This window comes from Thiothrix caldifontis, from assembly GCF_900107695.1.
Classification (GTDB): domain Bacteria; phylum Pseudomonadota; class Gammaproteobacteria; order Thiotrichales; family Thiotrichaceae; genus Thiothrix; species Thiothrix caldifontis.
The window spans coordinates 208,387-226,333 of the sequence record NZ_FNQP01000004.1 but is presented as its reverse complement, the minus strand read 5'-3'; the positions used below and the strand labels follow the sequence as shown (position 1 = coordinate 226,333).

18 protein-coding genes and 2 tRNA genes are annotated in these 17,947 nt (G+C 50.2%); 19 read left to right on the top strand and 1 reads right to left on the bottom strand.

The genetic code is table 11. The features are described 5' to 3' along the window. Positions 1-1,035 (top strand): extracellular solute-binding protein, encoded by a 1,035-nt coding sequence (locus BLV87_RS04975; protein ID WP_093066003.1) that lies wholly within the window; start codon positions 1-3, stop codon positions 1,033-1,035. A 45-nt stretch (positions 1,036-1,080) separates the two neighbouring features. On the opposite strand, the gene rnt is transcribed toward BLV87_RS04975, so the two are convergent. Next, the gene (rnt, locus tag BLV87_RS04970) at positions 1,081-1,722 is read right to left on the bottom strand and encodes a ribonuclease T (protein ID WP_093066001.1); all 642 of its coding nucleotides are present in this window, start codon (positions 1,720-1,722) and stop codon (positions 1,081-1,083) included. A gap of 208 nt (positions 1,723-1,930) precedes the next feature. On the opposite strand from rnt, the gene aceE reads away from it, so the two are divergent. The 18 genes from aceE to BLV87_RS04880 all read left to right on the top strand — a co-directional run bounded on the left by aceE (position 1,931) and on the right by BLV87_RS04880 (position 17,925). Further along, positions 1,931-4,588, top strand: a complete 2,658-nt coding sequence (gene aceE, locus BLV87_RS04965; RefSeq protein WP_093065999.1) for a pyruvate dehydrogenase (acetyl-transferring), homodimeric type — start codon at positions 1,931-1,933, stop codon at positions 4,586-4,588. An 11-nt stretch (positions 4,589-4,599) separates the two neighbouring features. Continuing rightward, complete coding sequence (gene aceF, locus BLV87_RS04960) at positions 4,600-5,880, top strand: dihydrolipoyllysine-residue acetyltransferase (RefSeq protein ID WP_093065997.1); 1,281 nt, start codon at positions 4,600-4,602, stop codon at positions 5,878-5,880. Next, on the top strand, positions 5,877-7,604 hold the full coding sequence (lpdA, locus tag BLV87_RS04955; RefSeq protein WP_093065995.1) for a dihydrolipoyl dehydrogenase: 1,728 nt from the start codon (positions 5,877-5,879) through the stop codon (positions 7,602-7,604). Before aceF ends, lpdA begins: the two co-directional genes overlap by 4 nt. 174 nt (positions 7,605-7,778) lie before the next feature. Beyond that, a tRNA-Val gene (locus tag BLV87_RS04950) sits at positions 7,779-7,855 on the top strand. A 59-nt stretch (positions 7,856-7,914) separates the two neighbouring features. After that, entirely contained in the window at positions 7,915-9,843 is a 1,929-nt protein-coding gene (gene thrS, locus BLV87_RS04945; RefSeq protein ID WP_093065993.1) for a threonine--tRNA ligase, read from the top strand. Beyond that, positions 9,809-10,369: a translation initiation factor IF-3 gene (gene infC, locus BLV87_RS04940; protein WP_245706919.1), complete on the top strand. Its 561-nt coding sequence runs from the start codon at positions 9,809-9,811 to the stop codon at positions 10,367-10,369. The genes thrS and infC overlap by 35 nt, the downstream gene beginning before the upstream one ends. 93 nt (positions 10,370-10,462) lie before the next feature. Next, positions 10,463-10,663 (top strand): 50S ribosomal protein L35, encoded by a 201-nt coding sequence (gene rpmI / locus BLV87_RS04935; protein WP_093065991.1) that lies wholly within the window; start codon positions 10,463-10,465, stop codon positions 10,661-10,663. Positions 10,664-10,680: 17 nt separating this feature from the next. Next, positions 10,681-11,040 (top strand): 50S ribosomal protein L20, encoded by a 360-nt coding sequence (rplT, locus tag BLV87_RS04930; protein ID WP_093065989.1) that lies wholly within the window; start codon positions 10,681-10,683, stop codon positions 11,038-11,040. Between the two features lie 130 nt (positions 11,041-11,170). Continuing rightward, positions 11,171-12,190, top strand: coding sequence for a phenylalanine--tRNA ligase subunit alpha (gene pheS, locus BLV87_RS04925; protein WP_093065987.1), 1,020 nt, complete (start codon positions 11,171-11,173; stop codon positions 12,188-12,190). A gap of 13 nt (positions 12,191-12,203) precedes the next feature. Continuing rightward, positions 12,204-14,591, top strand: coding sequence for a phenylalanine--tRNA ligase subunit beta (pheT, locus tag BLV87_RS04920; RefSeq protein WP_093065985.1), 2,388 nt, complete (start codon positions 12,204-12,206; stop codon positions 14,589-14,591). A 21-nt stretch (positions 14,592-14,612) separates the two neighbouring features. Beyond that, positions 14,613-14,912, top strand: a complete 300-nt coding sequence (gene ihfA, locus BLV87_RS04915) for an integration host factor subunit alpha (protein WP_093066049.1) — start codon at positions 14,613-14,615, stop codon at positions 14,910-14,912. Further along, complete coding sequence (locus BLV87_RS04910) at positions 14,893-15,273, top strand: MerR family transcriptional regulator (RefSeq protein ID WP_093065983.1); 381 nt, start codon at positions 14,893-14,895, stop codon at positions 15,271-15,273. Before ihfA ends, BLV87_RS04910 begins: the two co-directional genes overlap by 20 nt. A gap of 51 nt (positions 15,274-15,324) precedes the next feature. After that, positions 15,325-15,401: transfer RNA gene (locus BLV87_RS04905), tRNA-Pro, on the top strand. A gap of 222 nt (positions 15,402-15,623) precedes the next feature. Then, positions 15,624-16,196 carry a Uma2 family endonuclease gene (locus tag BLV87_RS04900; protein ID WP_093065981.1) on the top strand — a complete coding sequence of 191 codons (573 nt, stop codon included), beginning with the start codon at positions 15,624-15,626 and terminating at the stop codon, positions 16,194-16,196. A gap of 9 nt (positions 16,197-16,205) precedes the next feature. Next, the gene (locus tag BLV87_RS04895; RefSeq protein ID WP_093065979.1) at positions 16,206-16,781 is read left to right on the top strand and encodes a Uma2 family endonuclease; all 576 of its coding nucleotides are present in this window, start codon (positions 16,206-16,208) and stop codon (positions 16,779-16,781) included. Next, positions 16,744-17,133 carry a DNA methyltransferase gene (locus BLV87_RS04890; RefSeq protein WP_093065977.1) on the top strand — a complete coding sequence of 130 codons (390 nt, stop codon included), beginning with the start codon at positions 16,744-16,746 and terminating at the stop codon, positions 17,131-17,133. Before BLV87_RS04895 ends, BLV87_RS04890 begins: the two co-directional genes overlap by 38 nt. A gap of 52 nt (positions 17,134-17,185) precedes the next feature. Further along, a complete protein-coding gene (locus tag BLV87_RS04885) occupies positions 17,186-17,605 on the top strand; it encodes an element excision factor XisH family protein (RefSeq protein ID WP_093065975.1) in 420 nt (139 codons plus the stop codon). Continuing rightward, positions 17,590-17,925 (top strand): XisI protein, encoded by a 336-nt coding sequence (locus BLV87_RS04880; protein ID WP_093065973.1) that lies wholly within the window; start codon positions 17,590-17,592, stop codon positions 17,923-17,925. Before BLV87_RS04885 ends, BLV87_RS04880 begins: the two co-directional genes overlap by 16 nt. Positions 17,926-17,947: the final 22 nt, after the last annotated feature.

The window sequence follows — 17,947 nt, the reverse complement described above, 5'->3', positions numbered from 1 at the left end:
ATGATCAAACTTCCTGCTTTGCTGGCTGCTGTATTAATGGCAATGTCCACGGCATTACACGCCGAAGAAAAACTCGTGGTGTACAACTGGGCAGAATATATCCCTGAAAGTACAGTTGCTGATTTTGAAAAGGAAACTGGCATCAAAGTCGAATATTCCACCTACGAAAATAACGAGGTGATGTATTCTAAAATCAAGCTGCAGAAGGGTAAGGGGTATGACATCGTAGTGCCTTCCGCCTATTTAGTGTCGAAAATGCGCCAAGAAGGTTTATTGCAGAAAATCGACAAAACCAAGCTCACGAACCTGAAAAACTTGTCGCCGGATTTGCTGGATAAGCCTTATGACCCCGGTAATGGATATAGCTTGCCGTATTTGTGGGGTAGCACAGGTATTGGCGTAAATAGCAAAGAAATTGACCCAAGTACGATCACTTCATGGGCAGATTTGTGGGATGAGAAGTGGCAAGGTAAGTTGCTGTTGACCGATGATGTGCGTGAAGTGTTTCACATGGCGCTGAAAAAGAACGGTTTTTCTACTAATTCCACCAACCCTGATGAAGTTAAGGTGGCTTATGAAGACTTGCAAAAGCTCATGCCGAATGTGTTGGTGTTTAATGCGGATGCGCCACGTGAGCCGTTTATGGCCGGTGATGTTAACCTTGGCATGATTTGGAGTGGTGAGGTAATTATGGCGCAGGCAGACAATCCCGATATCCATTACGTGTTTCCTAAAGAAGGTGCTGGTTTTTGGGTAGATAGCTTTGTGATTCCGGTTGGTGCGGAAAATGTGGAAAGTGCGCATAAATTCATCGACTACATGTTGCGCCCCGAAGTCGGGCAAAAAGTGGTAGAAGAGTTGGGTTACAGCACACCGAATGCTGCTGCTAAAGCCTTGCTGAGTGAGGAGCTGCAAAATAATCCTGTGATTTTCCCCTCGGCGGAGATCATGAAAACAGCCGAATTCCAGAACGACATTGGCGATGCCATGAAGCTGTATGACGGCTATTGGGAAAAACTGAAGACAGGTGAGTGATGATTTTGTAGGGTGGGTGGAGCGGGGCGCGATACCCACCTACATTTAATTCTCGACTGCTTTAAACGCTGCATCCAGTGTTTGCCAAGTGTTCACGAAATGGCAAAATAAATCTGCTGTCTTTTCAGCATCATACACGGCTGAATGCGCACAATCCGCATCCCAGCCCATACCGGCTGCTTGTGCAAGACGAGCTAAAACTGTCTGTCCATACATTACCGCGCCTAATGAAACGGTATCCAACGTACTGAATGGGTGAAACGGGTTGCGGGTCGCTTTAATCCGGTCAGAAGCAGCATGAACAAAGTTCAAATCAAACGGTGCGTTATGCCCGACCAAAATGGCACGGTTGCAACGGTTAATCTTCACTTCTTTACGGATCACCTTGAAGAATTCCTCCATTGCTTTTGGCTCTGGGACTGCCATGCGCAATGGGCTAAACGGCTTGATGCCATTCACTTCCAACGATTTGGGATCCATATTGGCATTGGGGAAAGGTTCGATATGCCAATTAAAGGTACGGTGGCGGGATAGTTCACCTTTTTCGTCGATGCGCAATACCACGGCTGCTAATTCTAGCAACGCATCCTTGCGGCAATCAAAGCCACCCGTTTCTACATCCACGACTACAGGGAGGAAGCCCCGGAAACGTCCGGCAATGGGGATTATATCTATATCATCTGTCATAACGAGAGCTTAACGGAACTGATCGAAAATGAATAGGAAAGATTTAAAAAAGTATTTGATACTTATAATTTGTTGAAAAATAAATTAATTATTTTTAGATAATATTTTTCTTCAAAAAAAAACCGTAGCATGTTATTGTTTGTGTCCATCTGGTAGCCGAATCCGCTCGGATGAGCCAGACTTACCGCTGGAAGAAAGAGGATTTACAATGGATAATTCCATACAAGACATTGATTCACAAGAAACTAAAGAATGGATTGAATCACTAGAGGCAGTTATTGAGGCCGAAGGTGTAGAGCGTGCGCACTTCCTGCTTGAAGAGTTAATCGCTAGTGCGCGGCAAAACGGTGCTAACCTGCCTTACTCCGCCAACACTGCCTACATCAACACCATCCCCCCCCATCAAGAGCACCACACCCCCGGAAAACCAGCGATTGAGGCGCGGTTACGCTCTTACATCCGTTGGAATGCGGCGGCAATGGTAGTGCGTGCTAATCGCGCAAGCCCGGAGTTAGGTGGGCATATTGCGACGTTCGCCTCCGCTGCCACGTTGTATGACGTAGGTATGAATCACTTTTGGCATGCACCCTCCCCGCAACACGGCGGTGATTTGCTATATATCCAAGGTCATGCTGCTCCGGGGATGTACGCCCGTTCCTTCCTCGAAGGCCGTTTTACTGAAGCCGATCTTGATGGTTTTCGGCAGGAAGTTGATGGCGGTGGCTTGTCATCGTATCCGCACCCGTGGTTGATGCCGGATTATTGGCAGTTCCCCACCGTTTCAATGGGTTTAGGGCCGATCAAGTCGATCTACCAAGCACGTTTCATGAAGTACCTGCAAGACCGTAAGTTGGCTGAAACTGCGAACCGTAAAGTCTGGGCATTCGTGGGTGACGGCGAAACCGACGAGCCAGAAACCCTTGGCGCAATCTCCTTAGGGGGACGTGAAAAACTCGATAATCTTGTTTGGGTAGTTAACTGCAACTTGCAACGTCTTGATGGCCCAGTACGCGGCAATGGCAAGATTGTGCAAGAACTGGAAGCGGTATTCCGTGGCGCAGGCTGGAACGTCATCAAAGTGCTGTGGGGTTCGTATTGGGATCCGCTGCTTGCCAAAGATAAGGACGGTTTGCTCAAAGCCCGCATGATGGAAGCAGTTGATGGCGAATATCAGAATTACAAATCCAAAGATGGTGCATACATTCGCGAACACTTCTTTGGCAAGTACCCCGAATTGAAAGAAATGGTTGCCAAGATGAGTGATGCTGACATCTGGAGATTGAACCGTGGCGGTCATGACCCGCACAAGGTTTACGCGGCTTACCATGCTGCGGTGAACCACACTGAGCAACCCACCGTCATTTTGGCTCATACTGTTAAAGGCTACGGTATGGGTTCAGCGGGCGAAGGCCAGAACCGTACCCACTCGCAGAAGAAGCTGAGTGGCGAAGAAATGATTGCTTACAAAAATCGTTTCAATATCCCCCTGAGCGATGCAGACGCGGCAGAAGCAAAATATTACCGCCCTGACCCAAATGGCGAAGAAATGCAGTACATGCTGGAGCGTCGCAAAGCCTTGGGTGGTTTCTTGCCGCAGCGCCAAACGCACGCAACCCCGCTGAAAGTGCCGGATATTTCGATTTTCCAAGCGCTGCTGGAAAGTACAGGCGAGCGTGAAATGTCTACCACAATGGTGTTTGTGCGCTTGCTGACTTTGTTGGCACGCGACAAAAACATGGGCAAAAACGTCGTACCCATTGTGCCGGACGAGGCGCGTACTTTCGGGATGGAAGGGATGTTCCGCCAGATGGGGATTTACTCTTCGGTGGGGCAGTTGTACGAGCCGCAGGATAAAGATCAGGTCATGTTCTACAAAGAGGACAAGACTGGGCAGATTCTGGAAGAGGGTATTAATGAAGCCGGTGCGTTTTCGTCATGGATTGCCGCAGCAACGGCATACAGCACCCACGGCGTAAACATGGTGCCGTTCTACATTTACTATTCGATGTTTGGTTTCCAACGCATTGGGGATTTGGCGTGGGCAGCAGGCGATTGCCGCGCACGTGGCTTTTTGATTGGTGGTACAGCGGGGCGTACTACTCTGGCGGGCGAAGGCTTGCAACATCAGGATGGGCATGGCTTGATTCAGGCGGCATTGATTCCAAATTGCATTTCTTACGACCCGACGTTCTCGTATGAATTGGCGGTTATCGTGCAAAACGGCTTGAAACGCATGTATCAGGATCAGGAGGATGTATACTACTACATCACTACCATGAACGAGAACTATACCCATCCTGCGATGCCTGCCGGTTGTGAAGATGGCATTGTCAAAGGCATGTACTTGTTCAGCGGTGGCGGCAAAAAGCGTAAAAAAGTGCAACTCATGGGTTCAGGCACAATCTTGCGCGAAGTGATTGCGGCAGCGGAGTTACTGGATAAGGATTGGGGCGTGGACGCGAATGTGTGGAGTGTGACCAGTTTCAACGAACTGGCGCGGGAAGCACGTGATTGTGACCGCTGGAATATGTTGCACCCGCTGGATGACGCGAAAGTGCCGTATATCACCCAAGCCTTGAAAGGCCAACGCGGCCCCGCGATTGCTGCCACCGACTACATCCGCCAATACCCTGACCAGATTCGTGCATGGCTGCCAATGCCGTTCACGGTGCTGGGGACAGACGGTTTTGGGCGTAGCGATACCCGTGCGCAATTGCGTAAACATTTTGAGGTGAACCGTCATTACATCGTGATTGCTGCATTGAAAGCGTTGGTGGATGAAAAATCCCTGCCCGCCGCTGATTTGGTGAAAGCGATGGAAAAATACGGCATCAACCCTGAAAAACCTAACCCACGTCTGGCATAAGGAGAGCAATCATGGCAATCCAGGAAGTTTTAGTGCCAGACATTGGCAGCTTTAAAGATGTTGAAATCATTGAAGTATTGGTGAGCGTTGGCGACACCATCGCGGTGGAAGACTCGTTGATCACAATTGAATCCGACAAATCGTCGATGGAAATTCCGTCGCCGGTTGCGGGGGTCATTAAAGAGCTGAAGGTGAAGGTGGGGGATCGGATTTCGGAAGGGAGTTTGATGGTGGTGGTGGAAGTTGGGGATGCGGTCGCTGCTGTTGCTGCACCCGTTATTGCTGCATCTGTCACGAAACCTGAAATCGCAGCACCTGCACCTGTTGTTGAATCTAAACCCGCAGCACCCGCACCTGCCACCCCAAAACTCGACTTCAGCAAAGCCTACGCCACGCCATCCGTGCGCAAGTTTGCCCGCGAACTCGGTGCAGACTTGAACAAGGTCAAAGGCTCTGGGCGCAAAGGACGCATTACCCAAGATGACGTGAAAGGCTTCATCAAGGATGTGATGAGCTTTGGCGGGATGCCATCAGCGGCAGCTTCCGGCAATACCTTGGGCGTTGCACCCATGCCGGACATTGATTTCAGCCAATGGGGTGCAGTCGAAACCGTACCGTTGTCGCGCATTAATAAGCTGACTGGCGAGTTCTTGCACCGTAACTGGGTACACATTCCGCACGTCACGCAGTTTGATCAAGCGGACATCACCGATCTGGAAGCGTTCCGCAAGCAGTTGAATGAGGAAAACGCCAAGTCGGGGATGAAAATTACCCCGCTAGTGTTCATTATGAAAGCGGTGGTAGCTGGCTTGAAGGCTTACCCACGCTTCAATTCCTCGCTGGATGCGAAGGGTGAAAACCTGATCCGTAAAAGCTATTACAACATTGGCGTGGCGGTGGATACGCCGGATGGCTTGGTTGTGCCGGTATTCCGTGATGTGGACAAAAAGTCGATCATGCAACTTTCCGAAGAGTTGAAAGAAATGTCGGCGAAAGCGCGTGATAAAAAGCTCAAACCCGCAGATATGCAGGGCGGTTGCTTCTCGATTTCCAGCCTCGGCGGGATTGGCGGCACGAAATTTACCCCAATTGTGAATGCGCCAGAAGTGGCGATTTTGGGGGTTTCCAAGTCCGATATTCAGCCGATTTGGAACGGTACGGAATTCGCGCCGCGCTTAATGTTGCCGCTGTCGCTGTCGTATGACCATCGCGTGATTGATGGCGCGGATGGCGCACGTTTCACCACTTACCTTGCCAAAATGCTGGGTGATATTCGGAGGTTGCTGGTATGAGCAAGATTATCGAAGTCAAAGTCCCCGACATTGGCAGCTTCAAAGACGTTGAAATCATTGAAGTCTTGGTCGATGCCGGTTTCCAGATTGAGGCGGAAGATTCGTTGATTACGATTGAGTCTGATAAATCGTCGATGGAAATTCCTAGTCCGCTGGCTGGCACGATTAAGCAGATGCTGGTGAAGGTGGGGGATCGGGTGTCGGAAGGGTCGGCGTTGCTGATGTTGGAAATTGAAGAGACCCTCACCCCAACCCCTCTCCCAGAGGTAGAGGGGCTAAAGAATGAAGAACCTTCTTTCTCTCCCTCTACCACCGATCTTGAAACCGAACTCGTTGTCCTAGGCTCTGGCCCCGGCGGGTACACCGCTGCGTTCCGCGCCGCTGATCTTGGCAAAAAAGTGGTGCTGATCGAGCGTTATCCCAACATTGGTGGCGTATGCCTCAACGTCGGTTGCATCCCCTCCAAAGCGTTGTTACACACAGCAGAAGTGATCAATGAGGCGAAAGAGTTTGCCAAGCATGGCGTGAAATTCGGCGAGCCGGACATCGACCTTGATGCCGTGCGAGCGCATAAAAGCGATGTGGTCGGCAAGCTGACGACGGGTCTGAAAGGCTTGGCGAAGCAGCGCAAAGTGCAAATCGTGCAAGGCTACGGACGTTTCACTTCACCCAATACTATCGAAGTGGAAGCAGCGGATGGCAGCAAGCAGATCGTGAAGTTTGCGAATTGCATCATTGCCGCCGGTTCGCGGGTCACGAAATTGCCGTTTATTCCGTGGGACGATCCACGGGTGATGGATTCCACCGACGCGCTGGAATTGCCGGAAATCCCCAAGCGGATGCTGGTGGTCGGTGGCGGGATTATCGGGTTGGAAATGGCGACGGTTTACCACGCGCTCGGTGCAAAAATTACCGTGGTGGAACTCTCACCCGGTCTGATGCCCGGTGCGGATCGTGACATTGTGAAACCCTTGCACAACCAGATTAAGGGGATGTACGAGAATATCTACCTGAATACCAAAGTCACGGCGATTACGCCGACGGCAGAGGGTTTGGTGTGTGCGTTTGAGGGCAAAGGTGCGCCTGCGACGGATACGTTTGACCGGGTGTTGGTGGCGATTGGGCGTTCGCCGAATGGTGGGCTGATTGACGCGGGTAAGGCGGGTGTGTTTGCGGATACACGCGGCTTTATTCCGGTGGATAATCAGATGCGTACCAATGTACCGCACATTTTTGCGATTGGCGACATTGTGGGGCAGCCGATGCTGGCGCACAAAGCCACGCACGAGGGCAAGGTCGCGGCGGAAGTGATTGCAGGGCATAAAGCCTATTTTGATGCGAAAACCATTCCGTCAGTCGCCTACACCAGCCCGGAAGTGGCGTGGATGGGCAAGACCGAAGAGCAGTGCAAGGCGGAAGGGATTGCGTATGAGAAAGGCGCGTTCCCCTGGGCGGCGAGTGGGCGGGCGTTGTCGATGGATGCCAGCAATGGGATTACCAAGGTGCTGTTTGATAAGGCAACCGGGCAACTGATTGGCGCGGGCATTGCGGGCAAGAATGCCGGTGAGCTGATTGCCGAGGCGGTGCTGGCGTTGGAAATGGGGGCGGATGCGCATGACATCGGCTTGACGATCCACCCGCATCCGACGCTTTCCGAGACGCTGAACTTTGCGGCGGAAGTGGCCGAGGGGACTTGCACGGATATTTACGCGCCGAAGAAGTAGGAAGACCCGTATCCCCCGCCCGAAAACAGTTTGACTCCTCACGTTAAGTGAGAAACTGGTTGGCGGCTCGTGTGAACAGCGAGCCGCTTTTTTTGTTAGTTGCTGTTCACGTCTGAACCAAAAAATAACTTGCCATCCTCGCTGAGTTCGCTATAATCTGCCTCCTTCGACGACAGGCGTATAGCTCAGTTGGTTAGAGCACCACCTTGACATGGTGGGGGTCGTTGGTTCGAGTCCAATTACGCCTACCAATTATACATAACGATTATAACCAAGTGACCCCTCGTATAGGCCACCACTGGAGTACAATATGCCTATTATTACTCTCCCTGACGCAAGTCAACGTTCTTACGATGCTCCCATTTCTGTACTTGCCGTTGCTGCCGATATTGGCGCAGGTTTGGCTAAAGCTACGCTTGCGGGCAAAGTAAACGATCAATTGGTTGATGCCAGCTATGTCATTGATCACGATGTTTCCCTGAGTATCATTACTGCGAAAGATGCTGAAGGTATGGATATTATCCGCCATTCTGCCGCGCATTTGATGGCTCAAGCGGTCAAACAATTATTCCCTGAAGTACAAGTTACCATCGGCCCCACGGTCGAAAATGGCTTTTACTACGATTTTGCCTCCCCACGCCCTTTCACGCCCGAAGATTTACAGGCGATTGATGCGCGGATGCAAGATTTAATCAAGCAAGACATCCCCGTTGAGCGCAGCACCCTGTCACGCGATGAGGCAGTGAGCTTCTTCCTGAACATGGGTGAAAAATACAAAGCGGAAATTATTGAAAGCATTCCTGCTGAACAAACGCTCTCCCTCTACCGCCAAGGCGATTTTATCGACTTGTGCCGTGGTCCTCACGTTCCTAGTACGGGCAAAATCCCCTCTGTCAAAGTGATGAAGGTGGCAGGTGCTTACTGGCGTGGCAATTCCAACAATGAAATGCTGCAACGCGTTTACGGCACGGCATGGGCAAACAAAAAAGATTTGCAAGCCTACCTGACGATGTTGGAAGAGGCTGAAAAGCGTGACCACCGTAAACTCGGTCGCCAATTGGATTTGTTCCATTTCGACGAACAAGCTCCCGGTGCAGTATTTTGGCATCCCAAAGGTTGGACAGTGTTCCAAGCTCTAATCGGTTATATGCGTCAACGCCAGCAACGCGCTGGCTACGTGGAAGTGAATACCCCGGATGTGATGGATCGCAGCCTGTGGGAAACCTCCGGTCACTGGTTCAATTACCGTGACAATATGTTCACTACCACGACTGAAGACGAGCGTGTTTTCGCCCTGAAGCCGATGAACTGCCCCGGTGGTATGTTGATGTTTTCACAGGGTTTGAAAAGCTACCGCGACCTGCCGTTGCGGATGGCGGAATTTGGGAAGGTGCACCGTTACGAACCGTCTGGTGCTTTGCACGGCTTGATGCGTGTGCGCCACTTCACGCAGGATGATGCCCATATCTTCTGTACCGAAGACCAAATGGCGCAAGAGTGCAAAGACGTGGTGGCGTTGGTGCTCGACATTTACAAAGAATTTGGCTTTGAAAATGTGCACATTAAACTCTCGACTCGCCCAGAAAACCGCATTGGTTCGGATGAAAGTTGGGATTTGCTGGAACACGCCCTCGGCAATGCACTCGATAGCATGAATTTGCCGTATACGCTGTTCCCCGGCGAAGGTGCATTTTACGGCCCTAAACTGGAATTCGTGTTGCGTGATGCTATCGGTCGTGATTGGCAGTGCGGCACTTTGCAAGTGGATATGAGCTTGCCAGAACGTTTTGACCTGACTTACGTGGCGGAAGACAATACCCGCAAACGTCCGGTCATGTTGCACCGTGCGCTGTTCGGTTCATTGGAACGCTTCACCGGCATTCTGATTGAGCATTACGAAGGGCGTTTCCCACTTTGGTTAGCACCAACGCAAGCTGTCGTGATGAATATCACGGACAAACAAGCCGATTTCGTGCAAGATGCTACCAAGCAATTGCTTGACGCAGGTATTCGCGCCGTATCAGACTTGAGAAATGAAAAAATTGGCTTTAAAATCCGTGAGCACACTATGCAGCGTGTCCCGTACCTGTTAGTAGTCGGGGATCGCGAAGTGGAAACACAATCTATGGCTATGCGCACACGTTCCGGTAAAGACTTAGGAACCTTCCCACTGGCGGAAGTCCAACGACGTCTGTCAGAGGAAATTGCGTCACGTCGCTTATCACTATCTGAGGATTAAACTTATCGCTCTCGAAAAAGAACACCGTATTAATGACGATATTAACGTTCCGAAAATTCGTCTGATTGATGCGGAAGGTGAAAATCAAGGTGTTGTCTCCCTGCGGGACGCTCTGGAAATGGCTTACGACGCCGAACTCGATCTGGTGGAAATCGTACCCAATGCGAAACCGCCGGTTTGCCGGATCATGGATTACGGTAAATTCCGTTTCGATGAAAGTAAGAAAGCGGCGATAGCCCGTAAAAACCAGAAACAGGTGCAGGTCAAGGAAATCAAAATGCGTCCGGCGACGGATGAAGGCGATTACCAGATCAAATTGCGTAAACTTAAAGAGTTTCTGGAAGAGGGCGATAAGGTTAAAGTCACCCTGCGCTTCAAAGGCCGTGAAATGGCTCACAAAGAGCTGGGGATGGATGTTCTCAAGCGTGTTGAGAAAGAGCTGGAAGAACTGGCGGTTGTCGAGCAATTCCCGCGTCTGGAAGGCCGTCAAATGGTCATGATGTTGGGCGCGAAGAAAAAAGCCTAAGCATAAAAATTGGGGGTATTCCCCAACACCATCCTGTTAAGGCAAGGCACTCTTGCAGGATGTTTTATCTACCTGATCGAAAAGGAGACCAAGATGCCTAAGATGAAAAGTAGCCGTGCTGCGGCTAAGCGTTTCAAGAAAACCGGCAGTGGCTTGTTTAAACGCAAGCAGTCACACCTGCGTCATATCTTGACTAAGAAATCCACCAAGCGTAAGCGTCATTTGCGTTCAGGCGACAACTTCGTTGTTGCAGCCGATCACGGCAATGTGCAAAAAATGCTGCCCTACGCATAATCAGGAGGATTTAAAACATGGCAAGAGTTAAACGTGGTGTAACGGCACATGCCCGTCACAAGAAAGTCCTCAAGCTGGCTAAAGGTTACTACGGTGCCCGCAGCCGGGTCTACCGGGTTGCGCATCAGGCGGTCATCAAGGCTGGTCAATACGCATTCCGCGACCGCCGTCAGAAAAAACGCCAGTTCCGCGCTTTGTGGATCGTGCGTATCAATGCTGGTGCACGGATGTTCGGTCTGTCTTACAGCCGTATGATGAATGGTTTGAAGAAAGCTAACATTAGTCTTGACCGTAAGGTTCTGGCTGATTTGGCAGTTCACGACATCACGGCGTTTGGTGCAGTCGCAGAAAAGGCAAAAGCTGCCCTAGCTGCTTAAGCTGCATTAAGATGCGCTGAAAAATACCCGTAAACGGGTGAGCAAGGCGGGGGAAGGTTGTTGCCTCTCCCCGCCTTTTGCTTTCTAATTCTCCCAAATACCGATAACCCCATACATTAAGGAAATCGTCGTGCAAAGTTTGCTGGAACTGATGGGCGAAGCCCACGAGCAGATTTCGCAAGCCGTCAGCCTCGCCGCGTTGGATCAGGTGCGTGTGCAGTATCTAGGCAAGACAGGTTTGTTGACTGAGCAACTCAAGCAATTGGGCAAGTTACCGCATGAAGAGCGTAAAACAGCGGGTGCGGAAATCAATACCGCCAAGCAAGCCTTGACCATTGCAATTGAAGACCGCAAGCAAAGCCTGCAAGCTGAAGCCTTGAGTGCGCGTTTGCAAGCGGAAAAGGTCGATGTCACTTTACCGGGGCGGCGCATGGATACCGGTAGCCTGCACCCTGTTACCCAGACTATTCAACGCATTAGCGAGATCTTCGCACAGTTGGGTTTCAGTTTGGCAGAAGGCCCTGAGATTGAAGACGATTTTCACAATTTTACTGCATTGAATATCCCGGAATCACATCCGGCGCGTGCCATGCACGACACATTTTATATGGATAGCGGCTTGCTGCTGCGTACCCATACCTCCTCCGTGCAAGTGCGTCACATGGAAAATAACCCGCCACCGCTGCGTATCATTTCGCCGGGTCGGGTGTACCGTTGTGACTCGGACATGACCCACAGCCCGATGTTCCACCAAGTGGAAGGTTTGATGGTGGATGAAGATGTCACTTTCGCGGATTTGAAAGGCATTCTCGAAGCCTTCTTTAAAGCCTTTTTTGAAGTGGATGAATTGCCGACGCGCTTCCGTGCCACGTTCTTCCCGTTTACTGAGCCATCCGCCGAAACCGATATTCAGTGTGTGCATTGCGGTGGTGACGGTTGCCGGGTGTGCAAAGGCACTGGCTGGCTGGAAGTCATGGGCTGTGGCATGGTGCATCCGAATGTGCTGAAAAACGTCGGCATCGACAGCGAAAAATATACCGGCTTTGCGTTTGGTTTCGGGGTCGAACGTTTGGCGATGTTACGCTATCAAATCAATGATTTGCGCGTGATGTTTGATAACGACGTGCGTTTCTTGAAACAGTTTAGCTAAGCGGAGTAACCTTATGAAAGTCAGTGAAAAATGGCTGCGTGAGTGGATTGATACCCCGCTGGCGCTGGATGCAATTGCCGACAAACTCACTATGTCTGGCTGTGAAGTGGAAGCGCGTGACCCAGTAGCTACCGCGTTCACCAATATCGTGGTGGGGCATGTTGTTGAACGTGAAAAACACCCTGATGCCGATAAACTCAGCGTCTGCAAAGTCGACAATGGGCGTGGCGAAATCCTGCAAATCGTTTGCGGTGCAAGCAATGTGCGTGCAGGCATTAAAGTGCCATTGGCGTTGATTGGCGCGGTATTGCCACTACCTGATGGTGCAGATTTAAAGATCAAAAAAGGCAAGCTGCGCGGTGTGGAATCGTTCGGCATGTTGTGTTCATCGACCGAGTTGGGCATGTCCGACAAGTCCGATGGCTTGTTGGAATTACCGGATGATGCGCCTGTGGGCATGGACATTCGCGAGTATTTGAAACTCGACGACGAAGTGATTGAGCTGGCAATTACTGCAAACCGTGGCGATTGCATGAGCATGATTGGTGTGGCACGTGAAACCTCCTTGGTGATGGATGTGCCACTCAACGTACCGGAAATTCCTGAGCAAACTGCCCAGCATACCGATACATTCCCAGTTGCACTACAAGCGACGGATGCTTGCCCACGTTATGTCGGACGTATCATCCGCAATATCAACCCGCAAGCCGCTACGCCGGTGTGGATGCAGGAAAAATTACGCAGGGCGGGTGTGCGCAGCATTTCTGCCACAGTTGACGTGACCAATTACGTATTGCTGGAACTCGGTCAGCCAATGCACGCTTTCGACCTTGATACGCTGCAAGGCGGCATTGTGGTGCGTTACGCCAATGCAGGCGAAACCCTGAAGCTGCTGGATGGGCAAACCGCGACATTGCGTAACGACACATTGGTGATTGCCGATGCCGCACAGCCGGTGGCGATGGCGGGCATTATGGGTGGTGAACCCACGTCGGTAACGTATGCTACCCGCAACGTGTTTCTGGAAAGTGCGCATTTCCGCCCTGCCAACATCATGGGTAAGGCGCGTAGTTACGGTTTGCAAACCGATTCTTCGGCACGTTTTGAGCGCGGTGTTGACCCCGATATGCCGGTTAAGGCAATGGAACGCGCAACACAGTTGATCGTGAGCATTTGCGGTGGCGAAGTCGGCACATTGGTGGATACGCTGGCTGATGCTAGTGTCTTGCAACGCAAGGCGATTTTGTTGCGTCCTGAACGTATTCGCCGTGTGTTGGGCGTGACGATGGATGCGGCAACGGTTGAAGGTGTGTTGGCACGTTTGAGTTGCACTTTTACCAGTAATGATGCAGGTTGGCAGGTGCAAGCACCGTTGGCGCGTTTCGATTTAAACATCGAAGAAGATTTAATCGAAGAGCTGGCGCGGGTACGGGGTTACGATTCGATTCCAGCCGAATTGCGTCCGCGTGCACCGCGTATTACCCAGCCGAGTGAAACCGCAGTTAGGCGGGAAACGTTGCGTCACACACTGGTGGCACGTGGCTATCAGGAAGCGGTTACTTTCAGCTTTGTTGACCCAAAAATGGAGCAAATCTTAGCACCTGCAACCGATAGCATTGCGTTAGCGAACCCGATTTCTGCCGATTTAGGTGTGATGCGCAGCACTTTGTGGTCAGGTTTATTGCGTGCGGTAACTTATAATGTGAATCGTCAGCAAAGTCGGGTACGTTTGTTCGAGATTGGTCCTGCGTTTGCACAAAGCGAAGATGGCAAGCCCGTGCAAAAAAATATGCTATCAGGAGTGTTAACCGGAAATCTTTACCCAGAACAGTGGGGGCAGGTGAACCGACCTGTCGATTTTTACGACTTGAAAGGGGATGTGGAAACATTGCTGGAGCAAGTTACCGGAACACGTTTCCATTTTGCACCTGTGGCTCATGCGGCATTGCACCCCGGTCAATCTGCCCAAATTATGACGGATACTGCTGTCGTAGGGTGGATGGGGATGTTACACCCGCAATTGGAGGAAAACTTGGGGCTTGGGCAACCTGTTTATCTCTTTGAGTTGGATATGAGTGTGTTGATGCAGCGCACTTTGCCAAAGTATCAAGCAATTTCCAAATTCCCAGCCATTCACCGTGATCTGGCATTGTTAGTTCGTGAAGATACATTAGCTGTAGCATTGGAAAATGCAGTTAAAAAGGCTGCGATTCCGCAATTAATATCTTATTATTTATTCGATATTTATGCAGGAAAAGGTATACCAGACGGTCAAAAAAGCGTTGCTTTAAGCTTGATTTTACAGGACTTTTCACGCACTCTTGAGGATGCGGAAATTAATCGAATCATCGATGCAGTGGTTGCTTCGCTTCAGAAAGATGTCGGTGCAGTATTGCGTTAAACAGGGAGAAAATGCATGACAATAACATTAACTAAAGCAGACATGGTTGAACACCTGTTTGATGAGTTGGGTTTGAATAAGCGTGAAGCCAAGGATTTGGTGGAGATGTTTTTTGAAGAAATCCGTGATGCGTTGGAAACAGGCAATCATGTGAAGCTATCAGGTTTTGGTAATTTCATGTTGCGTGATAAAACACAACGTCCTGGACGCAATCCGAAAACTGGGGAAGAAATTCCGGTAACAGCACGTCGTGTAGTAACTTTCCGTCCGGGGCAGAAGCTCAAGCAGCGGGTAGAGGAATATGGAAGTAGCGGCGCTTAGTGGTCAATTACCACCTATTCCAGGCAAGCGTTATTTCACGATTGGTGAGGTAAGTGATTTGTGTGGGGTAAAAACTCATGTGCTGCGCTATTGGGAGGGGGAGTTTCCTTCTCTTAAGCCGATGAAGCGACGGGGAAACCGCCGTTATTACCAGCGCGAAGACGTTTTACTAATTCGCCAAATTCGCACCTTATTGTATGAGCAAGGTTATACGATCAGCGGTGCACGTCAGAAATTATTGGAGGAGGCGCACACGCCACCACCTCCGTCACAACCGCTGGAGCCAATTGTTGTGAATGGCAATGATATTGCACCTTTGGTGGAAGAGTTGGAACGTATTCTGTTTCTCCTCAAGTATTGATTTTAGCTTGAGCTTATCCAACTATTACGGTAAGCTCACATCCCTTCAAGTCGGGGCGTAGCGCAGCCTGGTAGCGCACCACACTGGGGGTGTGGGGGTCGTAGGTTCAAATCCTATCGTCCCGACCAATACATTTCATGTTTATCATGATGACTCAAAAGCCCTTACAGGCGGCAATCTGTGAGGGCTTTTGTTGTGTTAGGTTGTATCACATTGGCAGGCGGGTTTACGTGGCAAAATTTCTTGTCGGAAAGCCACACTGTACGAGCCGTTAGTTTCTATTTGATTTGGGATAGCGACAACATGCCAGCCGTGCTATGTTCGACAGTGGTGATTTAAGGAAATATACCATGCCTGCGCAACCTGCTTATCTATTGAGCGAAGCGGAATACCTTCAGCACGAACGCCAAGCCGAGTTCAAAAGCGAATATTTGAACGGTGAAATGTACGCAATGGCGGGGGCAAGCCGTGAACATAACCAGATTTCTACCAATCTGGTGGTTTCATTGGGAGCGCAATTGCTGGAAAAACCTTGTGGGGTGTACTCCAGCGATATGAAAGTCAGGACACGCACCGACAAAACCAACAAATTCAGCTACCCCGATGTGGTCGTGACTTGCGGCGATGAGCAATTTGAGGATGAAAACAGCGATGTGTTGCTGAATCCGCTGGTGATTATCGAAGTCCTGTCTGCATCTACCGAAGCCTATGATCGTGGGTTGAAATTCTTCCATTACCAACTGATCCCGTCCTTGCAGGAATACTTATTGGTCGCGCAGGACTATTGCCGTGTGGAAAAATACCAGCGGCAGGCGGATAAGCAATGGGTCTATTCCGAGTTTCACGAGATGCCGGATGTGGTGGAAATCAGTACGCTGGAATGTCGGGTGAGGGTGGCGGATATTTATCGGCGGGTGTTGTAGGAGAATATTATGCCTTTAGCGCGTCAAATGTCGGGGCAATACCTTAGCGAGGCTGAGTATCTGGAGGGTGAAAAACTTGCCGCTGAACGTCACGAATACGTGGATGGGCAAACTTACCTGATGGCAGGTGCAAGCAAGAGGCACAATCGTATTGCTAGAAACTTCATTAATCGCATGGAGGACGCGGCAAACCGCAAAGGCTGCGAGGTGTTTTTCTCTGACGTAAAAGTACGGGTGGCCAAATACAAAACCTATTATTACCCTGATGTGGTGGTGAGTTGTTCGGCAGATGATGAGGCTGATGAATACTACTTGGAAAAGCCGTGTTTGATTGTAGAGGTTGCTTCTGATTCCACGATTCGTAAGGATTATATGGAAAAATCCTTAGCTTATCAGAGTCTTGCTTCCTTGCAAGCCTATCTGGTGGTTGCGCAGGATAAAGCGCAGGTGGATATGCTGGTGCGCTTGGCAGACGGTAGTTGGGGATTGCGGCAGTTCGATCGGTTGGATGATGAAATTACGCTGCCTTGTTTGGATATGGTGTTGAGTGTGGCGGATATTTATCGTCAGGTATTGGCAGAATGAAGCGGGTGATTGTTTATTCGGCTGCAAGCTGCTGGGGGTCAAGAGCCATCCGGCGCGGTTTCCTGCCAAGTTGCCGGAGTTTTTCATCAAGTTCCTGACCGAACCGGGGGATTTGGTGGTGGATATTTTCGGCGGGTCGAATACCACGGGGTCGGTGGCGGAAACGCTGGATCGGCAATGGCTCAGTTTCGAGTTGGAGCGGGAATACGTCGCCGCTTCGGTGCTGCGGTTTATGGATAGCCCTGCGGAGCAGGAGGTTCGTCGTGCCTACAATGCGATTTTGAACGGCAAAAGTGTTGATTTGGCGGGGTTGGCGGCGGAGCGGGTGGGGCAGCAGTTGTTGTTTGCGTGAATGTCTGTCTGTGCTATGTTCAGTACCATAATGGTTGCAGCAAAGGATAGTCATGCCCCGCTTGGATATTTACCACGAGACTGTCAAACATGCCTTGGTCAAGGATGGCTGGACGATCACGCATGATCCATACAAACTGACCATTGGCAAAAAACGCCTGTTTGCTGATCTTGGCGCGGAAATGCTCCTCAGTGCAGAAAAAGGTACGCGCCGGATTGTGGTTGAGATCAAGAGCTTTACGGGTGTATCCGATGTTAACGATTTGGAACAGGCTATTGGTCAATACGTCCTGTATAAACAAATCATGTTACAAACCGAACCTGATCGAGAATTGTTTCTGGCTGTCACCAAAAAAGTAGCGAATACCATTTTCTCTGTTGAAATTGGTCAGATATTACTGGATGGTAATATTGTTAAAGTTCTGGTATTTGATCCTGAAAGCGAGGTCATTACGCAATGGCTACCGAATTGAATTACCCTGAAATCATCAAAAAAATCCTGCTGGAATACCTCAAATACGATTCCGCAGATGATGTCATCAAATCCAGTGTTAGTTTTGATGATGAGCACGGCAATTACGTTTTATTGCAAGCGGGTTGGCGTGGGGATGATTATCTGCAAGGGGCAATTATCCATATCCAGTTGATTGATAGTAAAGTTTGGGTACAGTACGATGGTACGGAATATGGGATTGCCAATGAGTTGGTGGACGCGGGAATTTCTAAAGCGGATATTGTGTTGGGATTTCGGCATCCTTCGGTAAGGCAATATACGGGATTTGCTAGCATATGAATTTCTCAAAATTTAAGGCGGT